Raw genomic sequence first — 14,601 nt, 5'->3', positions numbered from 1 at the left:
GGTCCTCTCCGCGTCGGCCGTCATCCTCGGAACACCAGCAGCCGCCTGCCGTCGAAGGCGTACACGCGAGCGCCGTCGGTCCGCACGTCCCACTCGGTCACGGCGTCGTTGGGGACGCGGTACGTCCAGCGGACGCGGCCGCCGCCCGGGTCCAGCGCCGCCAGCCCGGCGCCGGCGCCGGCCCGGGCCTGCGCGTCATCGGGGGCGAGCGGCACGGCGACCAGCGCCGGGGACCACGGCGGCGTCGCGGCGGCCGGGGCGGCGGGCAGCCGGGTGCGCCACCGGACGCTCCCCGTGCGCGCGTCCAGGCCGATCGCGGTGGGGCCGTCGGCGACGCACACCAGGTTCCCGGCGGCCGCGAGGACGGTCGGCAGGAGCCGGCCCAACCCTCCGGCGGTCCACAGCCGCGCTCCGGTGCCGCTCGCGAACGCCGTGAGCGTGCCGGCTCCGGGGACCAGCACGGCCGACTCGGACACCTGGAGGGACGGCGGGTCCTCGGCCAGCGGCGTCCGCCACATCCGCCGCCCCGTCGCCGCGTCGACCGCCAGCACGGCGCCCTTCCCGGCCGCCAGCAGGCGGCCCGCCACCAGCACGGGCATGAGCCGGGACGCCACCTCCAGCCGCCACCGCGTCCGCCCGCCCGGCACCTCGAACGCCCGGACGGACGCCGGGCCCTCGCCCGTGGGGTACCGGCGGCCGATCATGAGCGTGCCCGCGACCCCGGCCACGTCGTCGTCGGGACGCAGGGGAAGGCGGTCTCCGGCGACCCGCCACCGGCGCTCGCCGGTGGCGGCCTCGAACGCGAACAGCTCGCCGTCGCGTGCCCGGCCGTACACCGTGTCGCCGGAGACCTCGACGTGGTCGAATCCAGCGTCCACGCGGACCGCCCATCGCCGGGCGCCTGTGGCGGCGTCCAGGCACGTGAGCCCGGACGTCTCGCCGAGCAGGACCGTGCCGCCGCGCACGACGGTCGGCGGGTTCGGCACCAGGTCGTCCAGCGCCGGGGTGTAGGTCCAGAGCGGGCGCGGTCCCTGGGGCGCGCCGACGGTCGCGGAGCGCGGGCCGTGCGGCCGGTCGGAGTCGCGGTCGTGCAGCAGCCATCCGGTGACGCCCGCCGCCGCGGTGGCCCCCGCGGCGGCACCGGCCGCGACCAGGAAGCGGCGGCGGCCGGGAGGGCCGGTCAGAATGCGCGTCGGCGACGGCTCGCGCACCGTCGGCGCGTCGTCTTCGGCCGCCCCCGGGTGCGTCGGGATCCCGTCCGGGATGGGCGGGACGAGGGGCGGCGCGGCGAGCAGGGCGGACGCCTCGCCCGCGCGCGCGGCGATCTCCGCGCGGACCGGCGCGGGCCACCACTCCCCCGGATCGGCCCCGCCGAGCCGCTCGACCAGTTCCTCCGGGGACGGGCGCCGGCCGGGATCCTTGTCCAGGCACGCGGCCACCAGGGGCCGCAGGCCGTCCGGCACGCCGTCCAGTCGCGGGTCCGCCCCGACGACGCGGGCGAGCACGGCCGGGACCGCCCCGGTGCCGAACGGCGGCGTGCCGGTCGCGGCGTGCACGAGCACGCCGCCCAGCGCGAACACGTCGGCGGCGGGCCCCGCGCGGCGTCCCGAGGCGACCTGCTCAGGCGCCATGAACGCCGGGGACCCGACCAGCGCGCCGCTGCGGGTGACCGCCGTGCCGTCCAGCGCCCGGCTGATCCCGAAGTCGATGACCCGGGGGCCGTCGGCGGCGAGCAGTACGTTCGCGGGCTTGAGGTCGCGGTGGACGAGCCCCGCCGCGTGCACCGCCGCCAGCGCCTCGGCGAGCGCGGCGCCGAGGACGCGCACGACCGGCTCTTCCAGCGGGCCGTGCGCCCGCACCGCGTCGCTCAGCGAGGGCCCGGCGACGAACGCGGTGGCCAGCCACGGCGGATCCGCCGAGGGGTCGGCGTCCAGGACGGGCGAGGTGAAGGCGCCGCCGACCGCGCGAGCCGCCGCCACCTCGCGCTGGAACCGCGCCAGGAACGCCGGGTCGCCGGACAGCTCGGGACGCACCACCTTGACGGCCGCGGCCCGCGCCCCCGGAGACCGCCCCAGGTAGACGCGGCCCATCCCGCCGCTGCCGAGCACCGCCAGCAACCGGTACGGTCCCACCCGCGCGGGGTCGTGCGCGCCCAGGCTCTTCAACCGGCTGTCCACCGGCCGACATGATAGAGCGATCCGGGCATTCCGCGGCGGCCTTCGCGCCCGCCTCCCGCCCGTCCCGCGGCGGGCGCGGCGGGCGGGCGCGGCGGTGCGAGCGCCGTCAGCCCAGGTCGCCGAAATCCCCGTGGCGGCCGTGGCCCGCGGTGAACCTCCCGGCGCCGTCGAGCGCGTCCCGCAGGGAGCCGAGGCCGTGCCGGTACTCGACGGCGAGCGCCTCCTCCTCCGGCAGGCCCTCCGCGTCCAGGACGGACATGCGGTCGTTGCGCAGGCACGCCTGCGGGAAGCGGGCGAGGTCCGCCGCCAGCTCCTCCGCCGCCTCCCGGGACGTCCCCGGCGGGACGAGCCGGTTCGCGAGGCCGATGTCGAACGCCTCCCGCGCGCCGACCGGACGGCCCGTGAGGATCAGGTCCATGGCGCGGCTCGTCCCGATCAGCCGCGGCAGCCGGACCGTCCCGCCGTCCACCAGCGGGACGCCCCAGCGGCGGCAGTACACGCCGAACGTCGCGTCCTCCTCGACGACCCGCAGGTCGCACCAGAGCGCCAGCTCCATGCCGCCCGCGACCGCGTGCCCCGCGACGGCCGCGACCACCGGCTTCGACAGCCGCATCCGCGTGCAGCCGAGCGGGCCGTCGGCGGGCGGCGCGTCCACGCGCGGGCTCCGCTCCGTGCCGATCGACTTCAGGTCGGCGCCCGCGCAGAACGTCCCGCCCTCGCCCCACAGGACGGCGACGCTCGCGTCCGGGTCGGCGTCGAACGCCCGGAACGCCGCCGCGAGCCCGTCCGCCACCGCCCCGTCCACGGCGTTGCGCGCCTCCGGACGGGACATGATCACGGTCGTCACGGGCCCGCGGCGCTCGCTCCTGACGCGCATGTCACTCCTCCACGCGGACGAACGCGCCGTCCGCCAGGTCCTTGAAGCGTTCGAGGTCCTCCGCCGGCGCGTCGATCGCCCGCAGCGGGCCCGCGTCGGCGAGGTGCCTCCGAGCGTAGAGGCGCGCGACGAGCGCCTTGCGGTCGGCGCCCGAGTCGGCGCGCTCCCAGCCGGCCTGCTCCAGCAGCAGCGCCGCCGCGTACACGTCGGCCATGTACTGGGCGAGCGGGTACAGGCGCGCCTCCGCCGTCGCCCGGTCGAGGCCGCGCCACTTCCCGATCGCCTCGCGGAGGTGCCCGATCCGCGCGTTCACCAGCTCGGCGGTCGCGTCGTCGCCGCCGGGGGCGCTCGCGACGGCCTCGGTGAGCCGGTCGATGAACGGCTCGTGCGCGTCGTCGCGTTCGATGGCGCGGCGGACGTCCAGGCAGAGGATGTTGTCGCCGCCCTCCCAGATCGGGTTGACCTGCGCATCCCGCAGGATGCGGGCGACCGGCCACTGCTCGATGTACCCGTTGCCGCCGTGGATCTCGATCGCGTCGCTCGCCGCGGTCACGCCGAGCCGCGCCGCGCGCAGCTTCACCAGCGCCGCCCCGACCCGCAGCCTCGGTCGCCCGAGGTACCCGTCGAACACCAGCGCCTGGACGGCCTCGGTCTCGACGATCATCTCGGCGAGCTTGCGGCGCATCAGCGGCTGCTCGTCCAACGACGCCCCGAACGCCTCCCGCGCCCGCGTGTAGCAGAGCGACTCCACCAGCGACCGGCGCGCGCAGCCGAGCCCCATCATCGCGATGCCGAGCCGGGCGCCGTTCGTCAGCTCCATCATCCGCGCGAGGCCCTTGCCGTCCCCGCCCTCGCCCGCGCTCGACGCCGGAGCCAGCAGGAACGCCTCCGCGTCCGTGAACTCGATCTCCGCCGACGCCACCGACCGGGTGCCGAGCTTGTCCTTCAGCCGGCGGATCCGCACCCCGTTGCGCGTCCCGTCCCGCCGCTCCCGCAGCACCAGGAACGGCGCGATACCGCGCACCCCGTCCACCGCGCCCTCGGGCTTGGCGAGGACGACGAACGCCGACCCGTTGGCGTTCGACGCGAACCACTTGAACCCGTTGAGACGCCACGCGTCGCCGTCCCGCGTCGCCGTCGACTCCAGCGCCCCGAGGTCGGAGCCGCCCGACCGCTCGGTGAGCATCTGCGCCGCCTCGCCGGAGAACGCGCCCTCGGCGAACAGCGCGCGGACGCGCTCCTTCACCTCGTCCGGCGCGAACAGCTCGGTGAGCCCTACGACCATGTCGCCGCCGGTGCCGAGCGCGCACGCCATGCCGATGTCGGCCTGGTCGAGCAGGTAGCTCCAGGCGACGCCGAGCGGCGCCGGGTCCACGCCGTTCGCCTTCGCCTCCGCGACGAAGGCGGGCCGGGTGAACGACGTCGCCACCAGCTCCCGCCGGGCCGCCTCGAACGACCCCGGCATGACGACCTCGCTGACGTCGCGCCCCCACCGGTCGTACTTCTCCAGCCGCGGCGGGTTCCGGTCGGTCTCCTCCGCCCACGCGTTGACCGGGCCGCCCATGAGCGCGCCCAGCTCGCGGAGCCGGGGCTCGGCCCAGCCGAAGCCGTCGGCGAGGTGGCGCCGCATCAGGAACCGCAGCGTCGGGTCGCAGTCGTACCAGTTGAGGCCCGCCGCCCCCTGGTAGCGCTCCGTCGCGTACCGGCGGGCCTTGTCCGCGCCGCCGAAGGGGAGCCGGTCGAACGGCTCGATCAGGTAAGAGGCCATGCCCCGGACATTACGCTTCCATTTCACGTGATGGAAGACTGTAATCTCACCGGCGGCCGCACCCGGACCGCCCGCTCCGCCGGGCCCGCACCGGCTAAAGTCCGCAGCAGCCATGGACACGCTGAACATCCGCCCGCTCACGGCACGCTCCGTCGTGCTGAGCACCCTGCTGGGCGTCCACCCGCCCCGCCTCGCCGCCCGCCACCTCGTCCGCGTCGGCGACCTGTTCGGCATCGCCGAGGGCACCGTCCGCGTCGCGCTCTCCCGCATGGTCACCTCCGGCGACCTCGTCCAGACCGACGGCCGGTACGCCCTCACCGACCGGCTCCTGGAGCGCCAGGCCCGCCAGGACGAGAGCCGCCGCCCCCGCACCCGCCCCTGGGACGGCGCCTGGGAGATCGCCGTCATCACCGCCGAGCGCCGCCCCGCCGCCGACCGCGCCGCGCTCCGGCAGGCCATGTCCGCGCTCCGCCTCGCCGAGCTGCGCGAGGGCACCTGGCTGCGCCCCGCCAACCTCGACCGGCCCCGCCCCGGCACCGTCGTCCGCCAGTGCACCTTCCTCGAAGGCCGCCCCGAGCAGGACCCCGCCGCCCTCGCCCGGACCCTCTGGGACCTCGACGGCTGGGCCGCCACCGCCGAGGCGCTCCGCGCCGCCCTCGCCGGCGCCGACGGCATCGCCGAGCGCTTCACCCTCGCGGCCGCCGCCCTCCGCCACCTGCTCCGCGACCCGATCCTGCCGCCCGAGCTCCTCCCGCCCGGCTGGCCCGGCGACGCCCTCCGCGGCGGCTACGAGACCTTCGAGACCGACTTCGCCCGGCTCCTCACCAGCGAACTCCAACCCTGACCGCCGCACCCGCCGCCCTCGCGCCCGCCGCCCCCGCGGAGCCTGCTCACGGCGCCGCGAGCACCCGGAACCCCGCGTCGACCGGGATGCGCGCGCCCGCCACCGCGGGCAGCGACCCGTCCGCCACCGCGGCGATCACCGCCGCCACGTCGTCCGGCTCCACCATCCGCCCCAGCACGGACCGCCCGGCCAGCGCCGCCTCGACCTCCGGCGTCCGCGCGGCCGACGACCCCTCGGTGCGCACCGCCGCAGGCGCGACCACGTTGACCGCCACCGGGCTCGCCTCCGCCGCCACATGCCGCGCGAACGCGTCCAGCGCCGCCTTCGCCGTCGTGTGCGCGCCGGTCATCGGCCGCGTGAGGTCGGCGCTGAGGCTCGACACGTAGACGATCCGCCCGTGCTCCGGCATGTCCGGCAGGACGGCCTGGGTCACGTGGTACGCGGCGGCCAGCTCGCCCTCCACCTTCGCGATGAACGCCTCCCACGGCAGCGACCGCACCGGCCCGAACGACGGATCGATGTTCGCGTTGCACACCAGGGCGGTGACCGGCCCGCACGCGGCCACGAGCGCCGCCACCTCGGCCGGGTCCCGGACGTCGGCGCGGATCGCCGTCCCGCCCGTCTCCGCGGCGACGGCCTCCGCCGACGCCCGGTCGCGGTGGTAGTTGACGACCACGCGGTATCCGCGGCGGGCGAGTTCCCTTGCGGTGGCGGCGCCGATGCCACGGCCCCCACCGGTCACGAGCGCGACTGGTTCCATGCCGCCCACGCTAGGAGAGGCGGCTAACCTTTCGAAAGTACGTACCGAAAGGTAAGCCCATGCGCCGAGAGTAGGTGCCCTGATGGACGACGTCTTCCGGCGCGACTGCCCCGCAAGGGTGGTCCTCGACCACGTGACCCGCCGCTGGGGCATCCTCGTCCTCACCGCGCTGGACTCCTCCGACCTGCGCTTCTACGAGCTCCGCGACCGCATCGAGGGCGTCAGCGAGAAGATGCTGTCGCAGACCCTCCGCACCCTCGTCCGCGACGGCCTCGTCCTGCGCACCGTGGAGCCGACCGTCCCGCCCTCGGTCACCTACGCCCTCACCCCGCTGGGCCGCGGCATCACCGTCCCCCTCCGCGGCCTGACCGGCTGGATCCGCGAGCACGCCGCCGAGATCATCACCGCCCAGCACACCTTCGACGCCACCACCGACCCGGCCGCCGGCGGGTTTGCGGCGCGGGGCGGGGGCACATGATCTGCCGTGGCGACGGTGCCTGGGAGGTGGCTGCATGCCTTCGGTCCTGGACGGGATGGTCCGGCGGAAGCCGATCGAGCAGATCGAGGACGAGTCGGGGGGCGCGGGCCTGACCCGGACGCTCGGGTTGTGGCAGCTGACCGCGATCGGGGTCGGCGGCATCATCGGCGCGGGGATCTTCTCGCTGGCCGGGGCCGTGGCGAACGAGAAGGCCGGGCCGGCGGTGCTGATCTCGTTCCTCGTCGCCGGGGTGGCGAGCGCGGCGGCGGCGTTCTCGTACGCCGAGTTCGCGGGGCTGATCCCGAAGGCGGGGTCGGCGTACACCTACGGGTACGCGGTGCTCGGCGAGTTCACCGGCTGGGCGATCGGGTGGGACCTGCTGCTGGAGTACACCGCGATCGTGGCGGTGGTCGCGATCGGGATATCGGGGTACTTCGACGACCTGCTCGGGTTCATGCACGTCCATCTGCCGCTGTGGATGAGCGGCGCGCCGGGGACCGAGCCGAAGGACGTGGCGGACGGCAGCTACAAGGTCAACCTGTTCGCGGCGCTGCTGTGCCTGCTGATCGCGTGGGTGCTGAACCTCGGGATGCGCAGCGCGGCGCGGTTCGAGACGGTGCTGGTGTACCTGAAGGTCGCGATCGTCCTGCTGGTGATCGTGGTCGGCGTCTTCAAGATCCGGAGCGGGAACTACTCGCCGTTCTTCCCGTTCGGCCTGTCCGGCGCGTTCACCGGGGCCGCGACGGTCTTCTTCGCCGTCTTCGGCTACGACGCGATGAGCACCGCGGCGGAGGAGTCGCGGGAGGCCCGCAAGCACATGCCGAAGGCGATCATCTACTCGCTGGCGATCTCGATGGTGCTGTACGTGCTGGCGTGCCTGGTGCTGACCGGGATGGTCGACTACCGGGAGATCAACCCGAACGCCGCGTTCTCCTCGGCGTTCAAGTCGGTCGGGCTGGACACCGTCGGGATCGTCATCGCCGTCGGCGCGATCCTCGGCGTGCTGACGGTGCTGTTCACGTTCATGATGGGCGCGACGCGGGTGTGGTTCTCGATGAGCCGGGACGGGCTGCTGCCCGGCTGGTTCGCGAGGACGCACCCGGCGCGGCACGTCCCGACGCGGATCACCTGGATCCTGGGGCTCGGGTCGGCGCTGATCGCGGGGTTCCTGCCGATCGCGGAGGCGGCGGAGCTCACCAACATCGGGATCCTGCTGGCGTTCATCGTGGTGTGCGTCGCGGTGATCGTGCTGCGCTACCGGCGCCCCGACCTGCCGCGCGAGTTCCGGACGCCGGGGATGCCGGTGGTACCCGCCGTCGGGGTCGTCTTCTCGGTCTGGCTGATCACGTTCCTGCAGTGGCAGACCTGGGTGCGGTTCGTGGTGTGGTTCCTGATCGGCTGCGCCGTCTACTTCGCCTACAGCCGGCGCCATTCCCTGCTGAACCGGCGCTGACCGGCCCCGGACGCGCGGCCCCGGACGCCGTCACGCGACGACGAGCTTGGCCATCTCGGTGCGCATCGGCTCGGCGATCGGCACGGGACGGCGGGTCTCCCGGTCGACGAAGACGTGCACGAAGTGGCCCTCGGCGATGAGCGCGTCGTCGGACGCCCGGTACATGCCGATCTCCCAGCGGACGCTGGACGTGCCGAGCTTGCCGACGCGGAGGCCGAGCCGGATCGTGTCCGGGAACGACACCTCGGCCTTGTACTGGCAGTGCGACTCCACGCACAGCGCGATCGACGGCGCGTCCAGCGGCGCGAACCCCGCCTTGCCGATCATCCACTCGTTGATGGCGGTGTCCATCAGCGAGTAGTGCACGGCGTTGTTGACGTGGCCGTAGACGTCGTTGTCCTTCCAGCGCGTCGGCACGCTGACCTGGTGCGGGTAGTCGCTCATCACGCGCGCCAGTCTAGGTATCCCCTGGTGGCACGCGGCACGGCGCCCTCCGGGCCGCAGGGAAAGGGTTCTGAGCACGATCCCGGCCTGGAGGGCGCCGTGGTCTCGGGACGCGGCGCGGCGACCGTCTACGCTGTGCCGGCCTTGTCGAAGCGGGCCTTGTCGAAGCGGGCCTTGACGTCCGTCCAGTTCACCAGCGACCAGAGCTTCTCGACGTAGTCCGGCCGCACGTTGCGGTACTGCAGGTAGTACGCGTGCTCCCAGGCGTCGAACACCAGCAGCGGCGTGGTGTTCATGCCGACGTTCCCGTGGTGGTCGTAGACCTGCTCGACCACGAGGCGCTCACCGAGCGGCTCCCACGCGAGCACGCCCCACCCGGACCCCTGGACGGTGGACGTCGCGGCCGTCAGCTGCTTGCGGAACGCGTCGAACGTCCCGAAGTGCTCGTCGATCGCGGCGGCCAGCTCGCCGTCCGGGCGGTCCCCGCCGTCCGGCGACAGGTTGTCCCAGAAGATCGAGTGCAGGACGTGCCCGGACAGGTTGAACGCGAACGTCTTCTCCAGCCCCACCAGCCCGCCGAACTGCTCCTTGCCGCGCGCCTCGGCGAGCCTCTCCAGCGTGTCGTTGGCGCCCTTGACGTAGGCGGCGTGGTGCTTGGAGTGGTGCAGCTCCAGGATCTCCCCGGTGATCGCCGGCTCCAGCGCGGCGTAGTCGTACGGCAGGTCGGGCAGCGTGTAGTCGGCCATGCCGCCACTATTGCAAATCATTCGCACCTACGTCCAGCATGCAACAAGCGCGCCCGATGTCCGAGGCCCCCGGCAGAATCGGCGCGACGGCTCGTCCTGCCACTCCGACGGAGGCCCCATGCCGCACCCGAGGCTGCCCGCGCCCGCGCACGGCGAGGTGCTGCTCGTCTGCACCTCCTACGAGGACGGCAAGGCCCGCTGGGGCGGTGCCCTCACCGCCCTGGGCGGACGGCGCGAGGGCGACACGGTCACGCTGGACGGCGGCGTACGGCTCCGCCTCGCCGAGCACCCCGGCTGGGACTACCTGCACGGCGGGGACTTCCCCGCGCTGGCCGCGGCGGACGGCCCGGCGCCGCAGGTGATCGTGCACGCCGACATCCCCGTCGTGTTCGGCGGTGACGATCCGCTGGTGGTCGACATGCGCGACGTCCCCGGACGCGGTGTCCGGGTCGCCGCGAACGACCTCGGCCGCGTCCTGGCGGACCTGGCGTCCGGCGCCCTGCGCTTCGACGAGCTCGTCCAGGGGATGGACCGGTGGGGCAGGTACCGGGGCGACGGCGGCGCCCCGGAGACGCCCACCCCGACCGCGGTCGTCCGCACCTCGTTCCCGCGGCTGCCCGCCGGCGGCGGGACGATCCTCGTCCGCACCGATTTCCTCGATGACGCGGGCTGGCGCGCGCTGCTCGGCGCCCTCCCCGATCCGGAGCTGGACGGGGACCCCGAGGACGGCGAGTACGGCGACCACGTCGACCTGGATCCCGTGGTCGTCGACGACCCCGCCTACGCGGACCTGCAGCCGGGCCAGGTCCCGGCTCTCGTGCCGCCCGGCCGGAGCCCGGACGGCCACACCACGATGGTGGCGCTCGCGGACGCGGAGGCCCTCGCGGATCCGGCCCGCCCGCTGCTCGTCGTCGACCTCTACGACACCCCCGGCCAGGTGGCCCGCGTCCCCCTCGACGAGGCCGGGAGCATGGCCGCCAACCTGGAGATCGCGAACATGGACTTCGCCGACTTCGTCTAGCGCCCGCTCAGAGTTCGCGGGCGTCCCCCGGGGCGAGGAGCGTCATCTCCAGGCCGGTCAGGTTGTTCAGCATTCCGGCGACCGAGTTCTGGCCCAGCTCGCTGAGCATCAGCTCGTGGATCTGGAGCAGCCTGCTGGGCCGGACGTTCCGGACGAAGTCGACGGCCTCGGCGAGCTTCGTCCACGGCCCGCTGGTGGGCAGCAGCAGCGCCTCCACCGGGACGTCCGGCACGTGGTAGGCGTCGCCCGGGTGGTACAGCCGGCCGTCGATCAGGTAGCCGGTGTTGGCCACGATCGGGATGTCCGGGTGGATCACCGCGTGCCGCTCGCCGTGGACGGTGACGGCGAAGTCCCCGATGGAGAGCGCGTCGCCGGACGCGACGGCCCGCACCCGCCCGCCGTGCTCGCCGAGCTTGTCCCGCACCGAGGCGGGGCCGTAGACGTGCAGGTCGGGGCGCTTGTCGAGGGCGGCGCCGAGGAGCGCGTCGTCGAAGTGGTCGAAGTGCTCGTGGGTGATCAGGACGGCGTCCGCGGCGGCGACGGCGGCCTCCGCGTCCGGGGTGAACTTCCCCGGGTCGAGGACGATCGTCGTGCCCTCCTTCTCGAGGACGACGCAGGCGTGGGCGTGCTTGGTGAGCTGCATCGGGCGGCCTTCCTTCCTGTCCGTTCCGCCATATCTACAGCTCAAACTGTACACCTTTGCTGTATATACTGGCGGGACGCCGCACCCCGGAGGCCGCCATGACGGACCACGACCAGCTCGCCGAGCGGCTGCGCACGTCCATCGGCGGGCTCGTCCGCACCGCCCGGTCCCAGGCCGACGCGCTCGCGCCGCCGGTCGCGCAGACGCTCGGGCTGCTCGACCGCGAGGGCGAGGCGAGCATCGCCTCGCTCGCGCAGCGGCGCCGCGTCCGGCACCAGAGCCAGAGCCGCACGGTGAAGGACCTCGAGAGCCTCGGCTACGCCGTCCGCCGCCCCGACCCCCGCGACGGCCGGGGCCGCGTCATCGCGATCACCCCCGAGGGCCGCGCCGCCCTCGACCGCGACCGCCGCGCCCGCCGCGACTGGCTCGCCGCCGCCATCGCCACCGCCCTCACCCCGGACGAGCGGGACCGCCTCGCCGAGCTCCCCGCCCTCCTCGACCGGCTGACCGCGTCCGCCGGCCCGCACTGACCCGGTACGGGGTCAGTCGCGCGCTTCCCCGGGAACGGCCGCCGGGTCGTGGAGCAGGTCCAGGACGCGCCGCAGGTCGGGGCGCCTGGCGGTGCCCGCCCGGCTGACGGTGAAGATGGTCCGGGAGACGGGCTGGACCAGCGGGTGGAGGCTGAGGGCCGCGGTGGTCTCCGGCAACGCCATGCGAGGGATCAGGGCGGCGCCCGCTCCCGCCGCGACCAGGGCGGCCAGCACGGAGAAGTCGCTGCCGCGGGCGCGGATGTCCGGGACGAAGCCCGCGAGGCCGCAGGCGCGCTGGATCATCTCGTGGCAGGAGGTCTCCGGCCCGGGCGTCAGCCACGGCATATCGGACAGCCGGGAGAGATCCGCGGGTTGCCCGGGGGCCAGGTGCAGATCCTCGGCCTGCCGGGGGTGCAGGGCCAGCAGCACCGGCTCCTCCATCAGGACGGCCTGCTCGCATGCTGCGGGGAAGTCCCGCGGCAGCACGGTGTAGCTGTGCACCACGGCGAGGTCGGTGGAGCGCTTGCGCAGCTGGTCGAGGGCTTCGTCGGGTTCCACGACGGAGAGCCGTAGCGAAGGGGCGGGCGAGGCGTCCGTCTCGGCCAGGCGCCGCCACAGGGGCGCGACGAGGGCGCGGGCGGCGGAGGGGAACGCGGCGATCCGCACGATGCCGCGCCGTCCGGTCTGCAGGGCGGCCAGGCCGGACTCGGCCGCCGCGAGCTCCGCCAGGATGATCTCGGCATGGGCCACCAGCAGCTCTCCGGCCGCGGTCAGCCGCAGCGTGCGGCCGACCTTCTCCACCACCGGCGTGCCCGCCTCCTTCCGCAGGGCGGCGAGGTGCTGGGAAACGGCCGGCGGCGTCAGATGCAGGGCCTCGGCGGTGGCCGCGACGGTGCCGTAGGCGGCCAGGTGCTGGAGGATCCGCAGACGGCGTACGTCGAGCACGGACGGGCTCCTTACTCGGATCGCTCGAATCGGGGCGGCGGTTCCCAGTGTGTCCCTACGGCCTCGGGCACGTCGCCGTCCGGGGCGTCGCCGGGATCCGGCGCCGCCCTGTGCCGGTGGATGAGGATCACCCCCGCCGCGCTGACCGCGCCGCCCAACAGCTCGACGGGGTGGGGCACCTCGCCGAGCCAGGCGAACGAGACGATCAGCGCCACCGGCGGCACCAGGTACAGGGCCGCCGTGGAGGCCGCGAGCGGCAGGCGGGCGACGGCGTAGGCCCAGATGACGAAGCCGAGCGCGGACGGCAGCAGCCCCAGGTAGACCGCGGAGGCCAGCGCGTCCGCCGGTGCGCGGAACGTCGCGGGCCACGCCGCGGGGACCAGGGGCAGCGCGAAGACGGTTCCCGCGGCCATCGCGTAGGTGGCGACCTCCAGGCCGGTGTAGCGGCGGAGCAGGGGCTTGGTCGCGAAGTGGTAGGTCCCCTGGACGACGGCGGCGGCGAGGACGATGAGGGCCGAGACGGTGAACCCGCCGGTGCCCTCGGCCAGGCCGACCATGGCCGCGCCGGCGAGCGCGACGACGCTCCCCGCGATGACGGTGCGGGTCGGCCGCTCCTCGAGGAGCAGGCTCCCCAGCAGGACGCTGAAGACGGGAGCGGTCGCGATCAGCAGGCTCGCGGTCCCGGCCTCCACCCGGACCTCGCCCCAGTTGAGCAGGACCTGGTAGGCGGTGACGCCGGTGGCCCCGCACAAGGCGATCATCGGCAGGTCGCGGCGCCGGGGCGGGCGCACCTTGGCCAGCGGCGCCACCAGGGCCAGCGCCATCGCCGCGATCGCGATCCGCAGGAACGACAGCGCCGCCACGCCGAGGCCGTCGATGCCGACCCGGATGGCGGGGAAGGCCGAGGCCCAGAGCACGACGGTGCCCGCCAGGGCGAGAACGTGAGCGGAACCGGAGCGGGAGGCCATCCCGCCACCGTCCCGGACCGCACGGAAAAGATCCAGTTACTTTTTTCTGCGAAAAGCTTCAGTGATGCTTATTCGATGTGCGCCGGCGCTCAGGAGCGGGCCAGGGCGGCGAGCTCGTCCAGGGCGGCTCGGGCGGGGCCGTCCTCGGGGGCGGTGAGCGTGACGAACTGGTGGTCGGGGGTGCCGGGGAGGACCATGCCGATGTAGTCGAGGGCCAGCCGGCCGACCACCGGATGCCGGTACTCCTTGCGGCCCATCCCCGGGCCCTTGACGTCCTGCCGGTCCCACCAGGTGCCGAAGTGCGGCGTCCGTGACAGCTCGCGGATCAGGGCCCGCGTCGCGGGGTCGTCCGGGTCGCGGCCGGTGGCGGTGCGCAGTTGCGCGATGCCGTGCCGGGCCACCTCCTCCCACTCCACGTAGAACGTGCGGGCGCGCGGGTCGCAGAGCGCGTACCGGAGCATGTTGCGGCGGGACGCGGGCTGCTCCGCCAGGTGCGGCATGAGCGCGGCGGCCGTCCCGTTCCAGGCCAGCACGTCCAGGCGGGGATTGATCACGTAGGCGGCGACGGGGGCGATCTCGTCCAGGAGGCGCCGCACGGTGGGGTGCACCGGGGCGTCCGCCACCGGGGCGTCCGCGGCGGGGGGCGGGGACGGCAGCGACAGCGCCAGCCGATAGAGGTGGTCGCGCTCGTCGTCGTTGAGGACGAGCGCCCGGGCGAGACCGTCCAGGACGGACGGCGAGGGGCGGATGCCGCGGCCCTGCTCCAGCCGCATGTAGTAGTCGGGGCTGATCCCGGCGAGCAGCGCCACCTCCGCGCGGCGCAGGCCGGGGGCGCGCCGCCGCCCGCCGTCGGGCAGGCCCACGGACGAGGGTCTGATGCGGTCGCGCCGGGAACGCAGGAAGTCCGCCATCTCGCGTGTCGCCATGGGCCCAGTGTGCCTCCGGAG

Annotated in this window: 15 protein-coding genes; 5 read left to right on the top strand and 10 right to left on the bottom strand. The window is 74.7% G+C overall.

Annotated features, from left to right (window positions below; translation table 11 throughout):
* Positions 1-20: 20 nt before the first annotated feature.
* From amrb99_RS32755 to amrb99_RS32745, 3 genes are all read right to left on the bottom strand, one after another.
* Complete coding sequence (locus amrb99_RS32755; RefSeq protein ID WP_190863438.1) at positions 21-2,177, bottom strand: PQQ-binding-like beta-propeller repeat protein; 2,157 nt, start codon at positions 2,175-2,177, stop codon at positions 21-23.
* A 106-nt stretch (positions 2,178-2,283) separates the two neighbouring features.
* Positions 2,284-3,054: a crotonase/enoyl-CoA hydratase family protein gene (locus tag amrb99_RS32750; protein WP_190863436.1), complete on the bottom strand. Its 771-nt coding sequence runs from the start codon at positions 3,052-3,054 to the stop codon at positions 2,284-2,286.
* A gap of 1 nt (position 3,055) precedes the next feature.
* Entirely contained in the window at positions 3,056-4,822 is a 1,767-nt protein-coding gene (locus amrb99_RS32745) for an acyl-CoA dehydrogenase family protein (RefSeq protein WP_190863435.1), read from the bottom strand.
* Positions 4,823-4,934: 112 nt separating this feature from the next.
* Here amrb99_RS32745 and amrb99_RS52685 point away from each other — a divergent pair, with 112 nt between their 5' ends.
* The gene (locus amrb99_RS52685; protein WP_190863433.1) at positions 4,935-5,666 is read left to right on the top strand and encodes a PaaX family transcriptional regulator C-terminal domain-containing protein; all 732 of its coding nucleotides are present in this window, start codon (positions 4,935-4,937) and stop codon (positions 5,664-5,666) included.
* A gap of 46 nt (positions 5,667-5,712) precedes the next feature.
* Here amrb99_RS52685 and amrb99_RS32735 read toward each other — a convergent pair whose 3' ends face one another.
* On the bottom strand, positions 5,713-6,426 hold the full coding sequence (locus amrb99_RS32735; RefSeq protein WP_190863430.1) for an SDR family oxidoreductase: 714 nt from the start codon (positions 6,424-6,426) through the stop codon (positions 5,713-5,715).
* An 82-nt stretch (positions 6,427-6,508) separates the two neighbouring features.
* Here amrb99_RS32735 and amrb99_RS32730 point away from each other — a divergent pair, with 82 nt between their 5' ends.
* Positions 6,509-6,904, top strand: a complete 396-nt coding sequence (locus tag amrb99_RS32730; protein ID WP_190863428.1) for a helix-turn-helix domain-containing protein — start codon at positions 6,509-6,511, stop codon at positions 6,902-6,904.
* A 34-nt stretch (positions 6,905-6,938) separates the two neighbouring features.
* The gene (locus tag amrb99_RS32725; RefSeq protein ID WP_241756146.1) at positions 6,939-8,357 is read left to right on the top strand and encodes an amino acid permease; all 1,419 of its coding nucleotides are present in this window, start codon (positions 6,939-6,941) and stop codon (positions 8,355-8,357) included.
* Positions 8,358-8,387: 30 nt separating this feature from the next.
* On the opposite strand, the gene amrb99_RS32720 is transcribed toward amrb99_RS32725, so the two are convergent.
* On the bottom strand, positions 8,388-8,801 hold the full coding sequence (locus amrb99_RS32720; RefSeq protein WP_190863522.1) for a thioesterase family protein: 414 nt from the start codon (positions 8,799-8,801) through the stop codon (positions 8,388-8,390).
* 128 nt (positions 8,802-8,929) lie between these two features.
* The gene (locus tag amrb99_RS32715) at positions 8,930-9,547 is read right to left on the bottom strand and encodes a superoxide dismutase (protein ID WP_190863426.1); all 618 of its coding nucleotides are present in this window, start codon (positions 9,545-9,547) and stop codon (positions 8,930-8,932) included.
* Between the two features lie 118 nt (positions 9,548-9,665).
* Between amrb99_RS32715 and amrb99_RS32710 the strand changes: the two genes are divergently transcribed.
* Positions 9,666-10,568: a hypothetical protein gene (locus tag amrb99_RS32710; protein WP_190863424.1), complete on the top strand. Its 903-nt coding sequence runs from the start codon at positions 9,666-9,668 to the stop codon at positions 10,566-10,568.
* Positions 10,569-10,575: 7 nt separating this feature from the next.
* Here amrb99_RS32710 and amrb99_RS32705 read toward each other — a convergent pair whose 3' ends face one another.
* Positions 10,576-11,211: an MBL fold metallo-hydrolase gene (locus amrb99_RS32705; protein ID WP_190863422.1), complete on the bottom strand. Its 636-nt coding sequence runs from the start codon at positions 11,209-11,211 to the stop codon at positions 10,576-10,578.
* A 98-nt stretch (positions 11,212-11,309) separates the two neighbouring features.
* On the opposite strand from amrb99_RS32705, the gene amrb99_RS32700 reads away from it, so the two are divergent.
* A complete protein-coding gene (locus amrb99_RS32700; protein WP_190863420.1) occupies positions 11,310-11,741 on the top strand; it encodes a MarR family transcriptional regulator in 432 nt (143 codons plus the stop codon).
* 12 nt (positions 11,742-11,753) lie between these two features.
* Here the strand turns inward: amrb99_RS32700 and amrb99_RS32695 are convergent, their stop codons facing one another.
* The 3 genes from amrb99_RS32695 to amrb99_RS32685 form a co-directional block, all read right to left on the bottom strand.
* Positions 11,754-12,686 (bottom strand): LysR family transcriptional regulator, encoded by a 933-nt coding sequence (locus tag amrb99_RS32695; RefSeq protein ID WP_190863417.1) that lies wholly within the window; start codon positions 12,684-12,686, stop codon positions 11,754-11,756.
* An 11-nt stretch (positions 12,687-12,697) separates the two neighbouring features.
* On the bottom strand, positions 12,698-13,654 hold the full coding sequence (locus amrb99_RS32690; protein ID WP_190863414.1) for an EamA family transporter: 957 nt from the start codon (positions 13,652-13,654) through the stop codon (positions 12,698-12,700).
* 89 nt (positions 13,655-13,743) lie between these two features.
* A complete protein-coding gene (locus amrb99_RS32685) occupies positions 13,744-14,580 on the bottom strand; it encodes a helix-turn-helix transcriptional regulator (RefSeq protein WP_190863412.1) in 837 nt (278 codons plus the stop codon).
* Positions 14,581-14,601: the final 21 nt, after the last annotated feature.

It is taken from the genome of Actinomadura sp. RB99 (assembly GCF_014706005.1).
GTDB lineage: Bacteria > Actinomycetota > Actinomycetes > Streptosporangiales > Streptosporangiaceae > Spirillospora.
Note: the sequence above shows the minus strand (reverse complement) of the source record. Positions and strands in the feature narration are given on the sequence as shown.